Origin of the sequence: Stenotrophomonas sp. TWI273 (assembly GCF_039674765.1) — a bacterium.
Classification (GTDB): domain Bacteria; phylum Pseudomonadota; class Gammaproteobacteria; order Xanthomonadales; family Xanthomonadaceae; genus Stenotrophomonas.
Genome location: NZ_JBDJOA010000001.1, coordinates 226,900 through 250,578, shown reverse-complemented (window position 1 = coordinate 250,578; position 23,679 = coordinate 226,900). Strand labels below are relative to the sequence as shown.

14 protein-coding genes and 1 pseudogene are annotated in these 23,679 nt (G+C 67.0%); 11 read left to right on the top strand and 4 right to left on the bottom strand.

Translation table 11 applies throughout. The annotated features are described in order from the left end of the window. The first annotated feature begins 5 nt into the window (after nt 1-5). The 4 genes and pseudogenes from ABE571_RS00955 (at nt 6) to ABE571_RS00940 (ending at nt 6,363) form a co-directional block, all read left to right on the top strand. Nucleotides 6-1,265: a TolC family protein gene (locus tag ABE571_RS00955; protein ID WP_346493026.1), complete on the top strand. Its 1,260-nt coding sequence runs from the start codon at nt 6-8 to the stop codon at nt 1,263-1,265. Next, on the top strand, nt 1,262-2,440 hold the full coding sequence (locus ABE571_RS00950; protein ID WP_346482316.1) for an efflux RND transporter periplasmic adaptor subunit: 1,179 nt from the start codon (nt 1,262-1,264) through the stop codon (nt 2,438-2,440). Before ABE571_RS00955 ends, ABE571_RS00950 begins: the two co-directional genes overlap by 4 nt. Beyond that, nucleotides 2,437-5,540 (top strand): annotated as a pseudogene (locus ABE571_RS00945) (CusA/CzcA family heavy metal efflux RND transporter). The gene ABE571_RS00950 and the pseudogene ABE571_RS00945 overlap by 4 nt, the downstream one beginning before the upstream one ends. Nucleotides 5,541-5,631: 91 nt before the next feature. Then, nucleotides 5,632-6,363: a hypothetical protein gene (locus tag ABE571_RS00940; RefSeq protein ID WP_346493025.1), complete on the top strand. Its 732-nt coding sequence runs from the start codon at nt 5,632-5,634 to the stop codon at nt 6,361-6,363. A gap of 21 nt (nt 6,364-6,384) precedes the next feature. On the opposite strand, the gene ABE571_RS00935 is transcribed toward ABE571_RS00940, so the two are convergent. Beyond that, nucleotides 6,385-7,242, bottom strand: a complete 858-nt coding sequence (locus ABE571_RS00935; protein WP_346493024.1) for an IclR family transcriptional regulator — start codon at nt 7,240-7,242, stop codon at nt 6,385-6,387. Between the two features lie 64 nt (nt 7,243-7,306). Then, nucleotides 7,307-7,978, bottom strand: a complete 672-nt coding sequence (locus tag ABE571_RS00930) for a hypothetical protein (protein ID WP_313211010.1) — start codon at nt 7,976-7,978, stop codon at nt 7,307-7,309. 147 nt (nt 7,979-8,125) lie between these two features. Here ABE571_RS00930 and ABE571_RS00925 point away from each other — a divergent pair, with 147 nt between their 5' ends. From ABE571_RS00925 to ABE571_RS00895, 7 genes are all read left to right on the top strand, one after another. Further along, nucleotides 8,126-9,388: an MFS transporter gene (locus tag ABE571_RS00925; protein ID WP_313211009.1), complete on the top strand. Its 1,263-nt coding sequence runs from the start codon at nt 8,126-8,128 to the stop codon at nt 9,386-9,388. Nucleotides 9,389-9,406: 18 nt separating this feature from the next. Further along, entirely contained in the window at nt 9,407-9,610 is a 204-nt protein-coding gene (locus tag ABE571_RS00920) for a tautomerase family protein (RefSeq protein ID WP_346482322.1), read from the top strand. Continuing rightward, a complete protein-coding gene (locus ABE571_RS00915; protein ID WP_346493023.1) occupies nt 9,607-10,401 on the top strand; it encodes a fumarylacetoacetate hydrolase family protein in 795 nt (264 codons plus the stop codon). Before ABE571_RS00920 ends, ABE571_RS00915 begins: the two co-directional genes overlap by 4 nt. Nucleotides 10,402-10,440: 39 nt before the next feature. After that, on the top strand, nt 10,441-11,379 hold the full coding sequence (locus tag ABE571_RS00910) for an acetaldehyde dehydrogenase (acetylating) (protein WP_346493022.1): 939 nt from the start codon (nt 10,441-10,443) through the stop codon (nt 11,377-11,379). 10 nt (nt 11,380-11,389) lie between these two features. Next, complete coding sequence (dmpG, locus tag ABE571_RS00905; RefSeq protein ID WP_346493021.1) at nt 11,390-12,430, top strand: 4-hydroxy-2-oxovalerate aldolase; 1,041 nt, start codon at nt 11,390-11,392, stop codon at nt 12,428-12,430. Beyond that, the gene (gene dmpH, locus ABE571_RS00900; RefSeq protein WP_346493020.1) at nt 12,427-13,215 is read left to right on the top strand and encodes a 2-oxo-3-hexenedioate decarboxylase; all 789 of its coding nucleotides are present in this window, start codon (nt 12,427-12,429) and stop codon (nt 13,213-13,215) included. Before dmpG ends, dmpH begins: the two co-directional genes overlap by 4 nt. A gap of 90 nt (nt 13,216-13,305) precedes the next feature. Then, the gene (locus tag ABE571_RS00895; RefSeq protein ID WP_346493019.1) at nt 13,306-14,649 is read left to right on the top strand and encodes a DcaP family trimeric outer membrane transporter; all 1,344 of its coding nucleotides are present in this window, start codon (nt 13,306-13,308) and stop codon (nt 14,647-14,649) included. Between the two features lie 27 nt (nt 14,650-14,676). Here the strand turns inward: ABE571_RS00895 and ABE571_RS00890 are convergent, their stop codons facing one another. Together ABE571_RS00890 and ABE571_RS00885 are read right to left on the bottom strand one after the other, a co-directional pair. Next, complete coding sequence (locus ABE571_RS00890; protein ID WP_346464960.1) at nt 14,677-14,937, bottom strand: hypothetical protein; 261 nt, start codon at nt 14,935-14,937, stop codon at nt 14,677-14,679. Then, nucleotides 14,934-23,645, bottom strand: a complete 8,712-nt coding sequence (locus tag ABE571_RS00885) for a glucoamylase family protein (protein WP_346493018.1) — start codon at nt 23,643-23,645, stop codon at nt 14,934-14,936. Before ABE571_RS00885 ends, ABE571_RS00890 begins: the two co-directional genes overlap by 4 nt. Between the last annotated feature and the right edge of the window lie 34 nt (nt 23,646-23,679).

Sequence of the window (23,679 nt, the reverse complement as noted above, 5' to 3'; positions counted from 1 at the left end):
CGGCAATGAATACCACCACCCGCTGTGCCGCCCTGATGGCCGCACTTCTGATTGCGCCGGGCACCGCTTCGGCACTGACGCTGGCCCAGGCGGAACAGGCCATGGCAGCGCATAACCCGGATCTGCTCGCGGCAGCGATCGCGCTGCGCGGCACGCAGGGCGATGCCGTGAGTGCATCGCGACGCCCCAGCCCGGAGCTGAGCGTGGGCACCTCCAAGATCAGCCGGCAGGAGGGCATCGGCCCGGGCCGATGGAAAGACAAGCGCGTGGATTCCACCCTCGGCCTGGGTTGGACCTGGGAGCGTGGTGGCAAGCGCGGTTGGCGCATGCGTCAGGCCGACGCCTTGGTCGAGGCGGCCAACCTCAGCCTGCTCGACGGGCGACGCCAACAGCAGGTGGCGCTCACCGAGGCGTACTTCGGGTTGAAGGCTGCGCAGGAACTGCAACGGATCGCGGCGGAGGACCGCCGTGCGTCGGCGGAGAGCCTGGCTGCAGCGGACAAGCAGGTGGCGACCGGCGCCCTGGCCCCGATCGAGCGCGCACGGTTGGCGGTGGATGACCTCAAGGTGGCCGATGCCGCCCGTGAGGCCGAGCGTGGCCTTCGCGAGGCACGCCATGTGCTTGCGCTGCTGCTGGGCAACGACATCGATGCTGCGCTCAGCGCCGACGATGCGTGGCCGCGCGCGGGCGCGACCGCGACACCCGCGACACCCGCACCGACCGCGTTGGAGGAGCGCGTTGATCTGCGTGCCGCCGAGGCGCGGGTGATCGCGGCGGACGCAGCACGTGCACTGGCCCGCAGTGAACGCCGGCGTGATGTGCAGTTCGGCCTCGAAGCCGAGCGCGAGCCAGCCGATATCGGCGGGGTGACCTGGGGCGTCTCGATGAGCGTGCCGCTGGGCGGTGCCAAGCGCTGGCGGGGCGAGCAGCAGCGAGCGGAGGCGGACTACGACGCCGCTGTCCTGGAACGGCAGCAGTTGCGGCGCGCAGCGACCGCCGAACTGGATCAGTTGCAGCACGCACTGGCCGCCGCCGCACAGCGCCGCACCGAGTACGAACAGCTGCAGGGACCGGCGGCAAGGCAGAGCCTGGACGGCCTGGAACTGGCCTATCGCCGAGGTGCCGCCACGTTGACGGATCTGCTGGATGCAAGGCGCAGCTGGCGCGAGTTCGAATCCGATCTGATCGATGCGCGGTTGGCGCATGCCTCCGCCCTGGCGCGCTGGAATGCCGCCGTTACGGCTTCCGAAGGACACCCCCGATGATGTATTCCCGCACCGCCGGCTCGGCCCGGCTGCTTTCGTTGCTCGTGGCCGCCGTGCTGGCCGGTGGCTGCGCGCGCGATGCCGGACCTGTGGCCGTGCCGGCTCCGACGGTCGACGGCGCCACCATCCGCTTCGCTGCCGACAGCCCGCAACTGAAGGTGTTGCGAAGCGAAGCCGTGACCGATGGCTCGGCCTCGGTCCTGCAGCTGCCGGCGCGCATCACCTGGGATGACACGCGTTCCAGCCAGCTGCGCTCACCGCTGCCGGGCCAGGTGGCCCGTATCGAGGCGGCGCCCGGCGAGAAGATCAAGGCGGGGCAGGTGCTGGCGTGGGTGACCTCGCCTGAGTTCGGGCAGGTGCAGGCCGAGGGCGCCCGTGGCGCCGCCGAGCTTCGCCAGGCACGCAACGAACTGGCCCGCGTCCGCGAACTGCATGAGGCCGGCGTCGCCTCGGGGCGCGAACTGGACGAAGCCGAATCCGCACTGGCGGCCAACGAGGCCGAGCATGCCCGTCTGCGGGCGCTGACCCGCGGTTTCGGCAGCAGCCGCAGCATCGACCAGCGCATGCCGCTGCGTTCGCCCATCGACGGCATCCTGGTCGAGCGCCGGATGAGCCCGGGCATGAACGTGTCGCCGGATGCCGAGCTGCCGTTGGCGGTGGTGAGCGATCCGGACCGCCTATGGTTGATCGTCGATGTTCCCGAGGCGCTTGCGGGTCGCCTCAAGCCCGGGATGGCCGTGAGCCTCACGCCCGGCCAAGGCGAGGCAGCGCACGCCGTACTCGGCCATGTGGATGACTACATCGACACCGAGCGCCACGTGGTGCAGGCGCGTGCCGAGCTGGACAACCGTGAGCGACGCTTCAAAGCGGGTCAGTACGTACGGGCTGCGATCACGGTGCCGATGGACGGGGGCGTATCGCTGCCGGAGGGGGCGGTGCTGCTGCTCGGGCGCGAGCAGGTGGTGTTCGTCGACGAGGGCAAGGGCCGGTTCGCGCGGCGATCCGTGCAGGCCGAGGAGTTGGGCCAAGGGCGCTTGTGGGTGGGCCAGGGGCTGGCCGCTGGCGCGCGCGTGGTCGTGGACGGTGGTCTGCTGCTGCAGCAGGTGCTCGACCAGAACGTTGGCAGCGCTGACGCACCCGCCGGTGGTGCGGCGGCCGCCAAGGCTGCCCCATGATCGATCGTCTGATTGCGTACTGCCTGCGTCAGCCGTTGATGGTGATGCTGGCGCTGCTGATCTTCATCGGCGCCTCGTTCGCCGCGTTCCGCGAGTTGCCGGTAGAAGCCTTCCCGGACGTCTCCGATACCCAGGTCACCGTGGTGACGCTGCACCCGGGGCGCGCGGCCGAAGAGGTTGAGCGCGAAGTCACGATGCCGCTGGAGGTGGCGCTGTCCGGCATCCCGCACTCGGTGCGCGTGTTCTCGCACACCCAGTTCGGGCTGTCGATGATCATCCTGACCTTCGACGACGGTGCCGACGACTATTTCGCGCGCGCCCAGGTGATGGAGCGCCTGCAGGGCGTGGATCTGCCCGACGGCGTGCAGCCGGAGATGGAGGCGATGAGTTCGGCGGTGGGCGAAATCTACCGCTATGTCCTCCACGCACCACACATGAGCTCCACCGAGCTGCGCACCGTGCAGGAATGGGTCATGGAGCGGCGCCTGCGTACCGTGCCGGGCGTGGCCGACGTGGTCAGTTTTGGCGGCTATGCGCGGACCTTCCAGGTGGAGCCGGACCTGGGCAAGCTGCGTGACCGCGGGATCAGCCTGGAGGAATTTGCCGAGGCGCTGGAGCGGGGCAGTGCGAACGCCGGCGGCGGCTATGTGGAGCGTGGGCAGCAGCAGTATCTGATCCGCGGGGTTGGGCTGATGCGTTCGCCGGCCGACATCGGCACCGTTGTCGTGGGAGAGCGGCAAGGCACCCCCGTGCTGGTGCGCGACCTGGCCCGCATCGTCGATACCGGCCTGCCGCGACAGGGCCTGGTTGGCCAGGATGAGAACGACGACGCCGTGTTCGGCATGGTGCTGATGCGCAAGGGCGAGAACCCGTCCCTGGTGCTGGATGCCTTGCATGCGCGCGTGGCCGAGATCGAGGCCGATCACCTGCCGGATGGCGTCACGCTTGAACCGTTCTACGACCGCTCCTGGCTGGTCGCGACCACCCTGAAGACCGTCTTCCGCAACCTGGTGGAGGGTGCGGTGCTGGTGTTCCTGGTGCTGTGGCTGTTCCTCTACAGCGCCCGTGCGGCGTTGATCGTGGCAGCGATGATGCCGCTGGCCTTGCTTCGACCTTCCTCGGCCTGCACCTGTGGGGCGTGCCGGCCAATCTGCTCTCACTGGGCGCGATGGACTTCGGCATCATCATCGATGGTGCGGTGATCGTGACCGAGCATATCGTCTCGCGCATGTCGAAGATGCCGCCCGGCAGCACCCGGCGCGAGCGCATGGCGACGGTGTTGTCGGCTGCGTCGGAGGTGGGGCGGCCGACCTTCTTCTCGATGCTGATCATCATTGCCGCGCACATCCCGATCTTCACCCTGCAGCGCCAGGAAGGCCGGATGTTCGCCCCCATGGCCTATTCGGTGACGTCGGCGCTGATCGGCGCACTGATCCTTGCCCTGACCGTGGTGCCGCTGCTGTGCTTCTGGTGGCTGCGGCGCGAGCGGCTGAAGGGCGAGAACCCGGTGATGAACCGGCTGGTCGGCTGGTACCGCCCGTGGCTGGAGGGGGCGATGGCGCGGCCCCGTGCGGTGGTGCTTGCGGCAGTGGCCATGCTGGTGGTGACGCTGGCATTGGGCACGCGGTTGGGCTCGGAATTCCTGCCCGAACTGGACGAAGGCTCGATCTGGCTGACCGCCACACTCGACCCCAGCACCAGCCTGGCCGAGGCGCAGGCCCAGTCCCGGCGCATCCGTGACCTGGTGCGGACGTTGCCCGAGGTTTCGACGGTGGTGGCCAAGCTCGGTCGCCCCGAGGATGGCTCCGATGCCAAGGGCGCCAACCAGATCGAAGCGCTGGTGGCGCTCAAGCCCGAATCCGAATGGACCCGGAAGATCGACAAGCGCGAGCTGGTGGCGCAGATGCAGCGCATGCTGGAAGCGCGTATTCCCGGCCCCGAGTTCTCGATCTCCCAGCCGGTGCGCGACAACATCCTGGAAAGCATTTCCCAAATCAAGGGCCAGGTGGTGATCAAGGTCAGCGGCGAAGATCTGGACGTGCTGACCGGCCAGGCCCAGGCGATCCTGGCGCAGGTCAGAGGCGTGGAGGGCGTGGAGAGTGCTTTCATCGACCGCGACGGCAGCCTGCCGCAGCTGCGCATCGATATCGATCGTGATCGCGCAGCGCGCTACGGCCTCAACGTGCAGGATATCGATGCCGTGATCGAGACCGCCATCGGCGGCCGCGAGGTCGGCCAGCTGTGGGAGGGCGAGCGCCAGTTCCCGATCAGCCTGCGCCTGTCCGATGCCGACCGCGATCTGCAGCGCCTGCGCACCGTGCCGGTGGGTACGGCCTCAGGCCAGACGGTGACACTGGGAGATGTGGCGGACTTCAACATGGCCAGCGGTGCGATCAACATCTCGCGTGAGAACGCCCAGCGCGTCAAAGCCGTGAGCATCTTCATCGCCGGGCGCGACATGGGCAGCGTCGTTGCCGATATGCGCAAGCAGGTGGATGCCACCATCCAATTGCCAGAAGGCTACCGCATCGACTGGTCCGGCGAGTTCGAGAATCAGCAGCGCGCCATGGCCCGCCTGGGCTGGGTGGTACCGCTGTCGGTGCTGATCATCTTCGTGCTGCTGTTTGATGCCTTCAAGGACGTCACCAGCGCCGCGCTGATCCTGGCCAACGTTCCGCTGGCGATGATCGGCGGCATCCTGGCGTTGCTGCTGACCGGGATTCCGCTGTCGGTGTCGGCGGCGATCGGCTTCATTGCCTTGTTTGGGCAAGCGGTACTCAACGGCGTGATCATGTTGACGCGATTCGGCCAGCTGCGCGAGCAGGGCATGGCGCTCTACGACGCCGTGGTGCAGGGCGCACTGCAGCGCCTGCGGACGGTGCTGATGACGGCGCTGTTGGCGATGTTCGGCTTGCTGCCGATGGCGACGTCGCATGCGATTGGGGCTGAGACCCAGAAGCCGCTGGCGGTGGTGGTGATTGGCGGGCTGTTGTCGGCGATGTTGCTGACCTTGCTGGTGCTGCCGACGCTGTACTACTGGGTGCATCGTCGACGGGAGCAGCGGCGGGGTGGGGCGGCGATGGAGGCCGAAGCGGTGTAGGTGACGAATGGCCGGGCAGTGTGGGGAGGAGCCATTGCCCGGCCGGTGGCGCTATGATCGGCCATCGCAGGGGAAGCGGAGCAGATCAGGAATGGAGATGATGGCGGAGGCCACGGCAGCTGGGGTACCGGAAGCTGCGGCAGCAGCTGAAACGGCCGGTCCTGAGCCAGTGCTCAGCTTCTCGTGGCTGCACGACAACGTCGCTGCCTACGTGGCCCGCAGCCGTTACCCGAAGCCGTCCCGCTTGGAACGTGCATCGCTCTGGATTGGCTTGGGCGCAGCTGGCCTGGGCCTGCTGGCCGGTGCGCTCAGCCCCCGTGTCATCGCGGAAGCGCCGGCGGCCATGACGCTTTCCATCTGTCTGGGTGTGGAACTGGCCGGCTTTCTGCTGCACCTGCTTCTCACGGCGAAGCGTGAGCTCCCCCAGGCGCTCAAGTTGCGACGCACGCATGCCGTGGACATGGATTTCAATTTCGCCTACTGGCGATATCTGGTGGGTGAGCTTCGAACGTTCCCGCGCGCGCAGTGTGAGGAAATGCTTCGCTTCTCAACTGGCTTGCGTCAGCGCATGAACGAGCGCATGGGGCTGGTGTTCGGTGGCATGCAGCATCTTGGGATATTCCCGGTGCTGGTGGCGCTCTATCTACAGTTCCGCAACTGGACGTGGGGCGATTGGGCCGCCGCCTTCGACGTGAATCCTGTTGCGGGCCTGATCATCTGGATGATGGTGGTGCTGTACGTGGCGGGCTGGATGCTTATCGGGTTGCGAACTCGATTGGACACCTACGTCAGCCTGCTTGAAACCGCGCTTCAGAGGGAGTGATGCATTCATCCAGGCGCGTTTTCAATCTTGTAATCGTGTGTCGTGTCCCATCAGTTCAGAGATTTTCCGTGATGCGTCCAGCAACGCCTGGACGTGTGCTGGCTCTGGCGTTCCGGGCAGGTAGTGGATCGAGCCGATGATCGCCACCGTTCCGAACAGCTCCCCGTTGGCCTGCAGGAGCGGCGCAGCCAGCGCGTTGACACCGATATAGAGCTCTTCAGGTGCGTCGGCCCAGCCTCGGCGGCGCACCAGCTCGATCTCGGCACGCAATCGATCCGGGTCGGTGATCGTGCGAGGCGTGCAGGACTGCAGTGGTTGGTCGAGGAACTGCTGGCTAACGCCTTGCGGAGCGAACGCCAGTACCACCTTGCCCTGGGCGACGGTGTTCAGATGGAACCGCGTCCCAGGCCGGAGGCTGATCTCCACCGGCGCGGTTCCGCGCAGGAAGTCGATCACCACCACCTCATTGTCCGAGTAGGTGGCAATGACAACCGTCTGCCCAACCTGGTCGCGCAGGCGCTCAAGCACCGGCTTGGCCAGCGACATCACGTCGAAACGGCTGGTGCAGGCACGCCCCAGCAGGAACATCTGCCAGCCGACCCGATACTGGTTCGTGCGCGGGTCCTGGCCGACATAGCCGTGCTCGCGCAGCATGCTCAAATGGCGGTGGATGCGGGCCTTGGGCATGCCGAGCATTTCAGCAAGACGCGTGACGCCCAGTCCCGCAGGGGCCGCGGCCAGTGCCTCGATCACTTTCAGCGAGACAATGGCGGTGGGAAGCCCTTGTTCAGCGCTCAGCTCCGCCGCGCCCGATTCGATGACGTCCACGCCTTCGCTGGCATTGATTTCCTTGAGGGCACTGGGCGTATGACGGGGCATGGGAACCTTCTGGCGAACGTGAGGGACGTGAGGCAGGCGCTAGATTACCTCACGGTAAGCAGGGTCATGGCAGGTTGATGTATCGCTCTGCGAAAACGCGGTACTGCTGAACCTTCTTGGCTGCGGCGTCGGCGGCATGAACATAGCGGATGGAACTGCGGCCTTTGACCTGACGAGGAAGCAGGAAGCAGCGGATGAATGTTGTCGATTCGCGCTCCGTGGTGGGAGCCAGTACCGGTGCGTGGCCCAGTTCGAACCACGCCTCCCCGGCGGGATAGGCATGCGTTTCGCCGAGCGTCTCGATACGGATTTCGCCATTCAGGCAGATGCGGATACCCGGTCCTTGATGCACGTGGGTAAGTGCCACTCCGGCCGGCGGGAACTCGACGCGATCGCAGCGCATGAGCCAGCTGAAACGCGGATCCAACGTTACTGGCGCCTCCAGTTTCAAGAGGGTTGTGGCCGCAGGCGCCGAGGGCAGGTCGCCGGTACCAGGCTGTCCAGCACCGGTGAGTTCCCAGCGCCACAGCACCGTTTCCTCGGTGCCATTGATCAGGGTGAGTTCGTCCTGCGCCACAGAAGCGTGGCCTTCGCCGAGCCACTGCCCCTGGTCGTGCGCGTCGACGGCCAGTCCACCTGACCGCACGTACACCGCACGCGGCAGAGCCGGCAGGTGGATCGGCGGACAGCCTGCCGGCAGGCGGTCTTCGTAGAGGCGCAGGATGAGATCGGACATGGCGTAATCCTTTGGAAGTGTGGGCGTATCGTACAGCGATACTCGTGTATCGTATATGTTCCGTTTCTCAAAAATGTGGTCTATAGTCGCCCTTCGGTATCGATTGCCGATACATCACAACCGCCAAAAATTCCGGAGGGGGAACAAATGGCCAGTAGTACGTCCACGTCGCCATCAGGCGACGCCGGCAACAAGCGCTGGTGGCAAGGCGCCACCCAGCAGCAGTGGGGCACCTTCCGGTCGGCCTATCTCGGCTGGGCGCTGGACATCATGGATCTGATGCTGTTTGCCATGGTCATCAAGCACGTCAGTGCCGACCTGGGGTTCGACAAGTCCGACGCGGGGATGGTGATGTCCGCCACCCTGCTGGCTACCGCCGCCGGCGGGCTGCTGTTCGGGTTCCTGGCCGACCGCATGGGGCGCGCCAAGTCGATGATCCTCAGCATCATCTGTTACTCGATCGGCACTGCGTTGTGCGGGCTCTCCGACACGCTTGGCCAGCTGATGCTGTTCCGGGTCATCGTCGGCCTGGGTGTCGGCGGGGAATGGTCGGCCGGTTCGGCGCTGGTCAGCGAAACCTGGCCAGCCCAGCACCGCGGCAAGGTGATGGCGTGGATCCAGAGCGCGTTCGCGGCAGGCTATGCGGCGGCGGCCATCGTCGCGGCTGTGGTGGTGCCGATGTACGGCTGGCGCTGGGTGTTCGCGGTCGGCCTGCTGCCGGCACTGCTGGCCTTCTACGTGCGCCGTCACGTCAAGGAGCCGGAGATCTGGGTCAACCAGACCAGACGGTTGAGCTTCACTGAGACATTGGGCGCGTTGTTCAGTGTCCATCGGCGCAACACGCTGATCGGCCTGGCGTTCACCACGGCAGCCATGTGCGGCTACTGGGGCCTCTTCACCTGGATCCCGACTTACCTGGCCACGCCGGTCGCCGAGGGCGGTCCGGGATTGGACCTGGTCAAGTCCACGGTGTGGATCGTGATCATGCAGGTGGGTGCGGCGCTGGGCTACGTCACCTTTGGTTACATCGCCGATCGGCTGGGGCGCAAGAAGGCGTTCCTGATCTTCTTCGCTGGCTCGGCGCTGTCGGTGCCGTTGTTCGTGATGATCCACACGCCGGGGCTGTTGATGGCATTCGGCATCGTGGTGGCCTATTTCGGCACTGGCTTCTACAGCGGGTTCGCTCCCACCTTCGCGGAAATGTTCCCGACGTCCATCCGCGCCACCGCGCAGGGCTTCGTCTACAACGGCGGCCGTGCCATCGCCGCGATCGCACCGGCGCTGATCGGCTACCTGGCCAACCAGCATGGCGTGGGCAGCGGCTTGCTCGCTACCGCCGGCTTCTTCGCGCTGGCCGGTCTGATCGTGCTGCTGTTCCTGCCTGAAACCAAGGGCGCGGAACTGACTTGATTCACCCTGGAGACTGACATGCCAATCATCCAAGTAACCCTGGTGCAGGGGCGCGACGAACAGAAGGTGCAGGCCTTCATCCGCGCGGTAGCCCGCGCTGCACATGAGCAGCTGGGCGCGCCGATGCAGACCATCCGCGTGATGGTCAATGAAGTGCCACCGCAGCGCTTCGCGGTGGGCGATCTACTCAAGAGCGATTCCCCGACCGGGGCATCCGCATGAGCGCCGTCCTGATCCCGGCCGACATCGCCGAGCAGGCCGCGCAGCTGTACCGTGCGCTGCGTGAAGGCGCGCCCCTGGACCCGCTCAGCGAGCGCATTGCCGGGCTGCGTATCGAGGACGCCTACGCGATCTCCAGCAACCTGCTCGCCCGGCGCGTGGCCGACGGTGAGCGCGTGGTGGGCAAGAAGATCGGCGCAACGAGCGCGGCAGTGCAGCGCATGCTCAAGGTGGACCAGCCGGATTTTGGCTTCCTCACCGACCGCATGGAAGTGCGCAACGGCGGCACGCTGTCGCTTGATGGTCTGATCGCACCCCGTGCGGAGGGCGAGATCGCCTTCCACCTCAAGCGCGACCTGTGCGGGCCTGGCATTACCCATCACGAAGTGATCGCGGCTACCGAAGCGGTTTCGGTGTGTTTTGAGATCGTCGATTCGCGCATTCGGGACTGGAAGATCGGCATCACCGACACCGTGGCCGACAACGCCTCCGCTGCCGCTTTCGTCCTGGGTGACCTGCGCGTGCCACCCAAGGGCCTGGACCTGGGAACGCTGGGCATGGTGGTGGAAAAAAACGGCGAGCTCGTCGCGACCGGCGCCGGCGCGGCTGCGCTGGGGTCGCCGATCAACTGCGTGGTGTGGCTGGCCAATACGCTCGGCCGCCTGGGCACCTCGCTGAAGGCGGGCGAGGTGATCCTTTCCGGTGCCCTGGTGCCACTCATCCCGGTGCAGCGCGGCGACCACATGCGCGTACGCATGGGCGCCCTGGGCAGCGCGGACGTGCGCTTTGCCTGATCCCGCTTCATCCCCCAAGTATCCCCACAGGAGTGCGGTATGACCCTGAAAGTCGCCATCATCGGTCCCGGCAACATCGGCACCGATCTGATGATCAAAGTAATGCGCAACGGCAGGCACCTGGAAATGGGCGCGCTGGTGGGTATCGACCCCGCCTCCGACGGCCTGGCCCGTGCGGCCCGGCTCGGCGTCCCGACCATCGCCACCGGCGTGGAAGGGCTGATCGCATCGGAGGTGTTTGCCGACATCGACATCGTTTTCGATGCCACGTCCGCGTCGGCGCATGTCCGCAATGATGCGTTGCTGCGCCAGGCGCGGCAGTCGATCCGGGTCATCGACCTGACCCCTGCGGCCATCGGGCCGTACTGCGTGCCGACGGTCAACCTGGAGGCCAACCTGGACGCGGTGAACGTCAACATGGTCACCTGCGGTGGGCAGGCCACCATCCCAATGGTGGCCGCCGTCGCCTCGGTGGCCAAGGTGCACTACGCCGAGATCGTGGCGTCCATTGCCAGCCGGTCGGCAGGCCCGGGAACCCGCGCCAACATCGATGAGTTCACCGAAACCACCTCGCGCGCCATCGAGAGCGTCGGTGGCGCCCGCACCGGCAAGGCGATCATCGTGCTGAATCCGGCCGATCCGCCGCTGCTGATGCGCGACACCGTGTATGTGTTGTCCGAGGCCGTCGATACGGCGAAGGTCGAAGCCGCGGTGAGCGAGATGGTGGCGAGGGTGGCGGCGTATGTGCCTGGGTATCGTCTCAAGCAGCAGGTCCAGTTCGACGTCATCGACGAACCGCTCAACGTCCCCGGCATCGGCCCCACCACGGGCTTGAAGACCTCCATCTTCCTGGAAGTGGAGGGCGCTGCTCACTACCTGCCAGCGTACGCCGGCAACCTCGACATCATGACCTCGGCGGCACTGGCCACTGCCGAGCGCATGGCCGCATCGCTGCTGGCCCAGCCGGCAGGCGCCTGAGGAGACGCTCATGACCCAACGCAAACTCTACATTTCCGATGTCACCCTGCGCGATGGTTCGCATGCGGTGCGTCACCAGTACAGCCTCCCGCAGGTGCGCGCCATTGCAGGCGCACTGGACAAGGCGCGCGTGGACTCGATCGAAGTGGCCCACGGTGACGGCCTGCAAGGCGCCTCGTTCAACTACGGCTTCGGCGCGCACAGCGACCTGGAATGGATCGAAGCAGCGGCCGACTCGGTCAGCCATGCGCGCATCGCCACGCTGCTGCTGCCCGGGATCGGCACCGTACACGACCTGAAGAACGCCTACTCTGCGGGCGCGCGGATCGTGCGTGTGGCCACCCACTGCACCGAGGCGGACATCTCGCGCCAGCACCTTGAGGCGGCCAACGCCCTGGGGATGGATGCGGTCGGCTTCCTCATGATGAGCCATATGATCGCCCCTGCCGCCCTTGCCGAGCAGGCACTGCTGATGGAGAGCTACGGCGCGTCCTGTGTGTACGTGGTCGATTCCGGTGGCGCGCTGGGCATGAATGATGTGCGTGATCGGGTGCAGGCGCTGCGCCAGGCCTTGAGGCCCGATACCGAGATCGGCATCCATGCTCATCACAACCTGTCGCTGGGCGTGGCCAACTCCATCGTCGCGGCAGAATCCGGTGCGATCCGGATCGATGCGAGCCTGGCAGGCATGGGTGCCGGTGCCGGCAATGCACCGCTTGAGGTGTTCATTGCAGCGGCCGAGCGCCTGGGCTGGGCGCATGGCTGCGACCTTTACGCCCTGATGGACGCGGCCGATGACATCGTGCGACCGCTGCAGGACCGCCCGGTGCGCGTGGACCGTGAAACGTTGGCGCTTGGCTATGCCGGCGTCTATTCCAGCTTCCTGCGCCACGCCGAGGCCGCTTCGCAGCGCTTTGGCATCAATACCGTCGACATCCTGGTTGAACTGGGCAAGCGCCGCATGGTCGGCGGCCAGGAAGACATGATTGTCGACGTCGCCCTGGACATGCTGCGCCGCCGTGATGCGACCGTAGTAAAGGAACCCGCATGAGCCTTGATAACGAAACCCTTGATCGTTGCGCCCGCCTGCTGCGCGACGCCGAACGCGACGTGCGTGACGTCGGCAAACTGACCGACAGCCATCCCGGGCTCGATGTGGCTGACGCCTATCGGATCCAGCAACGCCTGTGTGCGCTGAAGCAGGCCGAAGGGGTGCGCATCGTGGGCATGAAGATGGGCCTGACCTCCCATGCGAAGATGCAGCAGATGGGCGTGGACACGCCCATTTACGGTTTCCTTGGGAGCGATAACGTCGTCGATGATGGCGCGGCAGTGGACACCAGCGTGCTGATCCATCCCAAGGTAGAGGCCGAGATCGCCTTCGTGATGCGCGATGCACTGCGTGGCCCAAGGTGCACCGCCAGTGATGTGCTCACTGCGACGGACTACGTGGTGCCAGCCATCGAGCTGATCGACTCGCGCTACGAAAACTTCCGGTTCGACCTGCCCAGCGTCATCGCAGACAACACCTCGGCGTCGCGCTATGTCCTGGGTTCGCGCCCGACGGACCCGGCCAAGCTCGATCTGCAGACGCTGGGGGTGGTGATGGAGAAGAACGGCCAGGTCGCCGAGGTGGGAGCCGGTGCGGCCGTGCTCGGCGACCCTGCCGCTGCAGTGGCCATGCTGGTCAACATGTTGTCCGAGCATGGCCAGCCACTGGAAGCGGGCGCGGTCGTGCTGTCCGGCGCAATCACCGCGGCGATTGCCGTGCAGGCGGGCGACAACGTCCTGGTCCGCGGCGACGGCATCGGTACCGTCGCCATGCGCTTCATCTAGAACGCTCCACCCCGTTCGTCAACGCCGCACGGCCTGTTCACCCAGGCCGTGTCGGCATCGCTATGCCCTGGGAGGGGAATCATGGTTGGAATGAAGAGGAGAACAGCGGCCTCGGTGCCGTTGTGGCTGGCGTTGTCCGCACTACCGCACACGGCGCTGGCGCAGGCCGTGGATACCGCCACGCTGGAGGCGCGTATGGCCGAGCTGGAAGCAGAGATGCAGCAGATGCGAGGGTTGTTGCAGCAGTACCAACAGCGCGATGCCAAAGCGGCCGAGAACACCCCGACGGTGGCGGTTGCAACGCCGCCCGCGCAAGCGTCAACGCCAATCCTGCCCGGGGCGATGCCCGGCACCCGCTTCACGGCAGGCGGCTTCATCAAACTCGATGCCATGACCACGCGGACCAGCGACGGCGCCATTGCCGATGGCTCGGCCGGCCGTCTGTTCTACTTCCCGGCCGCTACCCCGGTCGCCGCGGATGGAAACGGCAAGAGCGCCAGCTACACCGACGTGCATGCCCAGTTCTCCAGGTTCTGGTTGGGCGCCGACACCGTTACCGAACGTGGCGACACGCTCAAGGCCTACATTGAGGCAGACATGTTTGGCGGCGGCAACAACGCCTTCGCCGGCAACGAAGTGATCACCAATACCTACGCGCTGACCCTGCGCCATGCCTATGTCAGTTGGAACCACTGGCTGGCTGGCCAGACCTGGTCCAACTTCCAGGACGTAGCGGCACTGCCGGACACGGTGGACTTCACCGGTCCGTCCGAGGGCACCATCTTCAACCGTCAGGCGCAGCTTCGCTACACGCGTGGCCCGTGGTCGTTCTCGTTGGAAAATCCGCAGACGACAGTGGCGACCTACCGGGGCAACGGCACCCGCCTCAACAGTGGCGATGACACCGTGCCAGACATCACCGCCCGCTGGGCGCAGCGCGGTGGCTGGGGCCACTTCACGGTGGCGGCCATGGTGCGCAACCTGCGTTACGACGGCCGAACCGACACCGGGATTGCGGCAAGCCTGTCCGGGCGCGTCAATGTAGGCAGCAATGACGACCTGCGCTACATGGTCAGCGGCGGGCAGGGCATTGGTCGCTACCTGGGCTTCGCACTCGGTGCCGACAGTGTGCTGGACGCCGAAGGGGAGCTGCATTCCCAGGATGGCTACGGCGGCTTCGTCGCGTGGCGTCACGCGTTCTCACCCAAGCTGCGCGGCAACTTCGTCTACTCCGGTGCCTGGTTGGACAACGATGCGCAATGGACTGGCTCGCTGGTCACCGAGCGCGCGCAGTCCTGGCGCGTCAACCTGATCTACTCGCCCTTCCCGAAGCTGGACCTCGGCGCAGAGCTGAGCCACGCCCAGCGCCGCCTGGAGAATGGAGAGGCCGGCGATCTGAACCGGCTGCACACGCACGTGAAGTACAGCTTCTGATCCTGAGCACGCACGGGGGATCCGTTGTCACGCACCCGGCTTCCCCGGCGGCAGGGTGTCGCCTCGTTCGTGCCAGGATGGGAGTTCCAGCGCATGGTGTTCGAGCATGGCCTGTATAGACGCACGCGCATGGTCCCTCTCCGCGTTCGCGCATTGGTCAAGAATCTCACCAGTCAGCTGTTCAAACTGCGGCCAGAATTGCGCTGGGTGGCGCACGCGCGCCACCCAGTGGTCCAGCTTGTCGCCCAGCGCATCAAGCTGCACCTGTATGTCGGGACGAACGCTCATCCCGGAGGTGCACCCAGATCAAGCGCGACACGGTAGTAATGGCCGTCGTCGCGGAGCAGGACGGTCAGGTCCGGCTGCAGGACGTCATCCACATGCAGCGTCGGCTGACCCTGCGCAGTGCGGGTCACCACGAACTCGTACAGGCTGCGCCCGAAGCGGTAGCTCAGTTCGAAGGACGGCCAATGATCGGGCAGGCAAGGTTCAAGCGAAAGACGATCACCGTCGCGACGGATGCCGAGCAGGGATTCCACCAGCAGGCGATACATCCAACCGGCCGACCCGGTGTACCACGTCCAGCCGCCTCGCCCGACGTGCGGTGACACGGCATAGACATCGGCGGCCAACACATAGGGTTCGACGCGGTAGGTCTGGACCGCCTCGGCGTCCAGTGTGTGGTTGAGGGGGTTGATCATGCCGGCCAGCTCCCAGGCACGCACTGCATCGCCCTGCTGTGCGAATGCCATCGCCGCCCACACCGCCGCGTGGGTGTACTGGCCGCCATTCTCGCGCACGCCCGGTACGTAACCCCGAATGTAGCCGGGGTCCTCCGTGGTCTGGTCGAAGGGCGGGTCGAGGAGCTGGATCAGTTTGGCGTCCTTTCGCACCAGATGCGTGTACAGCGAATCCAGTGCTTGGCTGGCACGCTCAGGCGCAGCAACGCCTGACAGCACCGACCAGCTCTGGGAGATCGAATCGATGCGGCACTCCTGATTCTGTGACGAGCCCAACATGGCGCCGTTGTCGAACCAGGCACGGCGATACCACGCGCCGTCCCAGGCATGCTGTTCCAGGTTCTGGCGCAGGCGTTCGGCCTGTTCTTCGCACCATTGCGCACGGGCGGCATCGCCACGCGCGTTGGCCAGCCCGATGAAGCGGCGAAGCGTGTCATGCAGGAAGAACCCGAGCCACACACTTTCACCGCGCTGCTGGTCGCCGACGCGGTTCATGCCATCGTTCCAATCGCCGCTCCCCATCAACGGAAGCCCGCGTTCGCCGAGCAACCGGCACCCGCGTTCCAGCGCGACGACGCAGTGTGCATAGAGTGTGCCGCGCTGTGCCGAAAGGGTGGGCATGTCGTAGTAGCCTTCCTCCTCCGGCGTCACCGCGCGACCCTCGATGTAGCCAACCACTTCGTCCAGCACGCTGGCGTCGCCGGTGACCTCCAGGTAGCGGCATGCGCCCTGGGGCAGCCACAGATAGTCGTCCGAGCAGCGGGTGCGCACGCCGCGACCTTGCGGCGGGTGCCACCAGTGCATCACATCGCCTTCGGTGAACTGGTGTGCCGCGCAGAGCAGCAGGTGTTCGCGGGTCAGGTCCGGGCGCGCGTGTACGAGGGCGAGCGCGTCCTGCAGCTGGTCACGGAAGCCGAACGCGCCGCCGGATTGATAGTAGCCACTGCGTGCCAGGTAGCGGCAGCCCAGGGTCTGGTAGACCAGCCAGCCATTGGCCAGTGCGTCGAACGCCGGGTCCGGCGTGCGGACCTGCACCGTGGCCAGTACATTGCGCCAGTGGATCCGCACGGCATCCAACGCATCGATGGCTTCCTGATTGCCCTGGCGGCTTCGTGCCAACGCCAGCGTTTCCTCGCGGTCGCGCCCCGCGCCAAGGCGGAACGTGGTTTCACTGCGGTCGCCCGGCGCCAGCTCCAGCGGCACCTGGATCGCCGCGCAGGGATCCATGCCCGCACCGGCCCGTGCATCCAGACGCTCGCGACGCAGCGCCGCAGGTGCGTGCAGGCCACCGTTGCGGCCGATGAACTCCAGGCGGTCACAGGTCCAGCCGCAGCCCTCGGCATCGGTGTCGAAGAAGGCCATCCGGCCGCCGAACTCGGTGCTGTAGCTGTTGCGCGCCAGCAGCGCCCCGGTCTGCGGGTCGCGTTCGGTGACCACGTGCATGCGCGACTTCGGGCGCAGGTCACCCATGACCCATTCCACGTAGCCGATGGCCGACAGGCGCCGTGGCCGGCCCGAGAGGTTGTGCAAGCGCAGGACCGAGAACTTCAGCGGTGCGGTGACATCGACGAAGACCCACAACTCGCTGGCGATGCCGTCTTCGATATGCTCGTAGACCGTGTAGCCAAAGCCGTGGCGGGTACGGTACGCCCCGGTGCCCCGGCATGGCAGCGGCATCGGCGACCAGACACGGCCGGTGTCCTCATCGCGCACGTAGAAGGCTTCGCCGCCGGTATCGGACACCGGATCGTTGAGCCAGGGCGTCAAGCGGAATTCGTGTGCGTTTTCAAACCAGGTATAGCCCGGTGCACTTTCGCTGACGACCGTGCCCAGGCGGGCGTTCGCGATCACGTTCGCCCACGGGGCCGGGGTCGGGGCACCTTCGCGCACCACCACCACGTACTCGCGGCCATCCTCGCTGAAACTGCCGGTGCCGTTGTCGAATCGGCCGGCGCCGCGGTACGGAAGGAACGGCCACGGGTCGTCCACCTCTTCGTCGTGCTCAACGCCCGGGGGCAGGCCGGGTTCGGGCCCCGGGTCGGCGACGACGGGCAGCCCGGGCGTCTCTTCCATCGCCAGGGCCAGCTCCTGCTGCTCCGCCTGCGGCACCAGGGCCGGAATCCGTCGCACAGGCAGCGGCTGGCGCCCCACCTGCGCCGCCAGCGTGCCGTCCTCGTCGCTGAGCACCACCCGTGCCACGGCCTGCAGCAGAACGCGGTCCTCGTGGCTCATGTTCTGCACCGGCCGCACGAAAATGCCGCCGGGGCGATCGAGCAGGCCCGTCTCCGAACTGGCGGCCACCATCCCCAGGATCTGGTCCTGCAGTTCCTGCCGATAGCCGGCCTTGCTGTCGTTCCAGATCACCAGATCGGTGTTGAGTCCCTTCTGGCGCCAATACGCGTGCGCCTGCACCAGCTGCCTGACCAGTTCCACGTTCTCCGCGTCGGTGACCTTGAGCAGCACGATGGGCAGGTCGCCGGAGATGGCATGGCCCCACAGCCCGGATTGTCCGCGCTGGTTCTGCTGCAGGACGGCGTCGCCCGCGCGCAGCAGCGGATTGGCATACAGCACGTGGCTGGCCAGGCGCTCGTACAGCGAGGCCTCGGCCTGGCTGGCGTTGATCTGCCGGCGCACCACCTGACTGTGTGTCCAGGACAGGTCGAAGACGCGGTCTGCCAGGCGGCGATCCCGGTACTTGTCGACCATCGCCTCGCACCCGGTGCGGTCGGCGCCGATGCCAAACACCATGTCCAGCTGCACGGTCTGCTCGGGCTCCAGCACCACCCGCACGCGGATGGCCACGATCGGATCAAGCACCGAGCCGTCCGTGCCGGAGAGGTCGATATCGGTGGTCAACGCCTGCGGCGTCCGCGGCGTGTTGCCACGCCCAAGGAAGCGCGCACGGTCGGTTTCGTAGGAGATCGACACCACCTCGGCGTCATGCACCGCGACCAGATGGAACATCCACGGTGGCACTTCGTCGTGCGAACGGGGCCGGCGCGTGCAGAGCACGGCCTGCTTGGCGGCCAGGATCTCGCTCTGCACGAAGAGGTTGCTGAAGGCCGGATGCGCATCGTCGGACGCTGCGGGCGCCAGCACCACTTCGGCATAGGTGGTGATTTCCACCGTGCGCTGGCGACGGCCGCGGTTGGTCAGGCGCAGGCGCCTGAGCTCGATGTCGTCCTCGGCGGAGATGGCGACCTGCAGATGACTCTCGCAGCCGCGGCGGGCACCCCGGAACTCTGCCTTGGCGTCGGAGAAGATCGCCTCGTAATGGTCCAGCGCCACGCAGGTGGGCTGGTAGGCGGCAGACCAGAACTCGCCGCTGTCCACGTCGCGCAGGTAGCAGAACGACCCCCAGGCATCGGTGGTGCCGTCTTCGCGCCAGCGGGTGAGCGACAGGTCACCGTGGCGGCTGTAGCCGCCGCCGGCATGGGTCAGCATGCCGTGGTAGCGGCCGTTGGAAAGCAGCTGCACTTCAGGGCGCGGGCCCGCCGGGTCGCGCAGGACGCGCAGGGAGGTCTCGTGCTCGGCCATGGCCGAGTGCTCGCCCAGGGCTTCGACCTCATGCGGATGGAAGACGCCGATGCGCGGGATGCGTTCCTGCAGCAGCAGCAAGGTGGCCTGGAACTCGGTATCGGCAACGAAACGGCGCTGCATCGGCTGGTCGCGCAACAGGTAATCCAGCGACAGCAGGCCCATGCCCTGGTGGTGGGCCATGAACGAACGCAGCAGAACGTGATCCTGCCCCGGCGGCACCCGGGCGGGGGTGTAGTCGATTGCTTCGTACATGCCAAAGCGCCCGGAGAACCCGAGACCTTCGAGTGCCTGGAGGTTCTGGCACGCCGCCTCCGGCGCCACCATCAGCGCCATCATGCTGGCATAGGGCGCGATCACCCGATCCTGGCCCAGGCCGCGTTTGAGACCCAACCCCGGCACGCCGAACGCACGGTACTGGTAGTTCAGGCGGGCATCGACAGCGTTGTAGCCGGACTCGGACACACCCCACGGCAGGTTCAAGCTACGGCCGTAGACGATCTGCGCCTCGACCGCATGTCGCGCGGTCTGATCGAGCAGCGTATCCGGATAGCTGGGCATCACCAGCTGCGGCATGAGGTACTCGAACATCGAGCCACTCCATGACAACAGCGTCGGCGTGCCGTTGACCTCGGTGAGCATCCGCCCGAGCGCGAACCAGCTCTCCTGTGACAACTGGCCCTGGGCGATGGCGACGAAGGCGCACAGCCGCGCTTCGGACGCCAGCAGGTCGTAGAAGCTGTTGTCGAGGCGGTGGTCGTCGACGTTGTAGCCGATCGAGAGCAGGTTGCGGGTACGGTAGAACAGGAACCCGTACTCCATCAGCGAGAACTGCCCGGCGCGGTGTGCCAACGCCTGCAGCTGCTCGATGCGCGCGCGCGCGTCCGCACCGGCGGAACCGGGCAGGGCGGCCAGCTGGCGCAGGCTGGGTACCGGCGCCTCCACGTCCGCGCTGGCATCGGCAGGGAGGTCGGCGAGTATCGCGTGGGCGGCATGGCATTCGGCAGCGAAGAGGGCCGGCCAGTGCAGCGCACCTTCCTCGGGCGACTCCGGTGCCGGCCACTGCGCCAGCACGGCGTCGGCCAGAGCGGCCAGCTCCTGCAACCGGGCGAGCAGCTGTGCCGTCCCCCGTGGATGGTCGGTACGCGCAGATGCCAGGCGCTGGCGAAGGTGGTTGAGCGCCTCGCCCAGGAGTGCGTCAGCGGGGCGATGGCGCTGCCGTTCCTCTTCCAGCACACCGAGCGTATCGGCCAGGCCATCGAAGGTATGTGGCGCCAGCACCGGCGCGTCCACCAGCGCGAGCAGGCCTTGGCGCAGCGTCAGCAGGTGGCCGGCCAGGTTGCCGCTGTCCACGGTGGAGACGTAGCGCGGCTGCAGCGGCGCCAGGGTTTCGGTGTCGTACCAGTTCAGGAAGTGGCCGCGATGGCGCGGCAGCTGGTCCAGCGTATCGAAGGTGAGGGCGGTACGTTCCGCGACCGCGCCCAGCTGGAGCCAGCCGAAATCCCACGCGGACAGATTGGCCAGCAGGGACAGGCCGATGTTGGTCGGCGAGGTGCGCCGCGCCACCACCAGCGTCGGGTGCTCCTGGATATTGTCCGGCGGCAGCCAGTGATCCTGCTCGCGCACCCACGCCTGGAAGAACGACCAGGTGCGCCGCGCCAGCCGGCCCAGGAATGCCCGCTGGGTCACGGACAGTTCGGCCACGCTTGCGGCCGGCGGCCGGCCCAGCCACGCCATCAATGCGGGCGCGAAGGTCCACGCCAACAGCAGGGGCAGGGCGACAGGCAGTGCCTGCGGAGCCACGCTGGCCACGACCGCCGCCAGCGCAACCGCCAGCACCGACGCCGGCGCCATCACCCGCCATTCCGCGCCGCGGTCGCTACCGAGGCGGCGCTCGACTTCGCTGGAGGGGTTCCATTGCAGCAGATGGCGGCGGGTGACGGTCATGCGCCAGAGCGTGCGCAGCACCGCGCCACCGGCGAGCAACGCTTCGTAGGGCAGACACGCGACCTGGGTGGCCGCGCGCAGCAACGACTGCAGCGTGCCGCGCCCGACCATGATGTAGTGCGCTTCCAGCGGCGTGTCGTCCGGAACGCTCAGCGCATCGCGCAGCATGCCGATCAGCGGCGGCGCGAACCACAGCGCCAGCACCCATGCCGTCCACGCAGCCGGGCGTTCGGCATACAGCCAACCCGCCACCAGCAAGGCCAAGGCGGCGATCGGCACCAGGCTCCGGCGCAGGTTGTCCAGCAACTTGCCGCGCGACAGCAGGCTGAGCCGGTTGCGTTCCCATCCCGATCCCGGGCGCGGTGTCCACGGCATCAACCAGGGCAACAGCTGCCAGTCGCCGCGGATCCAGCGCGCACGGCGCTTGGCATCGGCGGCGTAGCGTTCGGGGTAGTCCTCGTACAGGCGCACATCGCTGACCAGGCCAGCACGGGCATAGCAGCCTTCCAGCAGGTCGTGGCTGAGGATGCGGTTCTCGGGCAGGCGGCCCTCGAGCGCATGCTCGAACGCTTCGACGTCATAGATGCCCTTGCCCACGAACGAGCCTTCGTCGAACAGGTCCTGGTAGACATCCGAGACCATGCGCGAGTACGGATCGATGCCGGGCTCGCTGCCGAACATCCGCGCAAACCGCGAGGTGCGGCGCGTGCCCAGACTGGTGCCGACGCTGGGCTGCAGGATGCCGTAGCCCTCCACCACGCGTTGCAGCGCCGGATCGAAGCGCGGGCGGTTGAGCGGGTGCGCCAACGTGGCGACGAAGGCGCGTGCGGCATCCCGCGGAAGCTGCGTGTCCGAATCCAGGGTGATGACGTAGCGGACGCCGACCAAGGCGGCCGTGTCACCGACGGTGCGCATGAATGCGGCTGCATCGCCCTGGCGGAGCAGGGCGTTGAGCGCTGCCAGCTTGCCGCGCTTGCGCTCGTGCCCCATCCACACCCCTTCGCCCGGGTTCCATTGCCTGGGGCGGTGCAGCAGGTAGAAGCGATCGCCGCGCTCGGCCGCGTAGCGACTGTTCAGTTCCTCGATGCGCTCCACGGCGTGCGCAAGCAGGGTGTCGTCCGTCGGCGTCTCGGCGGCCGCGGCGTCGAGGAAGTCCGTCAGCAGCACGAAGCGCAGCTGGGGATCGCGGTTGGCCAGGAAGCGGACCTCCAGCGCCTCGGTCAGCACATCGATGCCTTCGATACTGGACAGCATCGAGGGGACCGCGACCACGGTGGAGCAGGCGGCGGGGATACCTTCGCTGAAATCGAGCTTGGGCAGCGGCCTGGGCGTGACCAGTACCGTCGCCGTCCAGTTCACCAGGACGATGCCCAGCTCGCTGAACACCAGAAGCCCGAGCAGCGCGGCCAGCCAGATGGGCACCGCGCCACTGCCCGATGCCAGCAGGCCGCCGGTAGCCACCACCGCCAGCAGGGCAATCGGCAGCAGGTACAGGGCAAGGGGCACGCGGTGCGCCAGTCGCCGGGCCTTGCGGTGCCGTGGCGCTGCCTCGGCCACTGCGTCGACGGTGGCCGAGGCGCCTTCGCCCACGAGCCAATAGCCCACGTGCGTACGTGGCCCATCGTGCGGCGCAGCCGCGCGTGCCAGATCCAGCGCGATGGTCGCAACGCGTTCTTCCGCAACGCGGCTACCGCGCGCGATCTTCTCTACAACGTGGCGATAGGCGTCGCGGGTGCCGAAATCCATCTGCGGATAGACGGCCATCGGGTCTTCCCGCAGCCGCTGCTCGACCACACTCATGTCTTCGACAAAGGTGCGCCAATCCATGGTGGAGAGGAAGCGCAGGCTGCCGATGCTGTTGCCGATGGAGACCTGGTCGGCCGCCTGCTGCTGGCCCTCGGCGGCGACCAGTTCGTCGATGCGCTGCCCGGCCGCGGCGGCCCACTGTTCCAGCCAGGCGATGGGCATGGCCCACGCGCCGCCGCGCCCCTGCAGCGAGCGGGTCAGCTCGGCGATGAAGGCACCGGTCAAGGGCGGCTCGGAGCGTGCCATGTCCGCCACCACGAGCACGACATCGGTCGGGGTGTCGGACGCTGCGCGATTGAGGCTGTCCGCCCATTGGGCAGCCAGGCCACGGTCCGTCCCATCGCGCATCACCCGCGCAGCCATGCGCCGCAGATTCTCCAGCAGGGCCAGGCGCAGCATGATCGGAACGGCCCACAGTTCGCCCAGGCTCAGCGGCGCGAGCGACTGGTACGAGGCGATGAAACGGCCCAGCGTATCGCCGTCAATGCGGCCATCGCCATGCGCGATGGCCTGCATCGACAGCTCATACACCCGCGGCAACCCGGCCGAGGGGCCGGCGACAAGGGAAGGCAACTGCCGGCTGTAGCCGCGCGGCAGGTGGCGTCGCGCGGTCTGGATCTGTTCTTCGATCAGGTAGTAGTTGTCGAGCAGCCATTCCCCGGCCGGGGTCACCGGCCGCTGTTCGCGCACTACGTTGCTCAGCAGCGTGTTGGCATCTTCCAGGACACGCTCGTTGGCCTGCAGGCGATCGAGCAGGCGCTCTGCGCCAGGACGCATCCGCACCCGGTGTTGGCGCGCGAGTGCGCGGCCGTACACCTCCATCTGTTCAACGCTGTACAGCGCGGCACGCAGGGGGACCTCGGTGGCTTCGATGGCCGGGACCGAGGCCTGGCGCTCACGCCAGCGCCAACGGACAAGACGACGCAGGCGGAGCCAACGACCAAAAAGACGGCGAAAGTGGGGCATAGGTTACCGAGGGGGGCAGGTCGCGTCCTTGCAT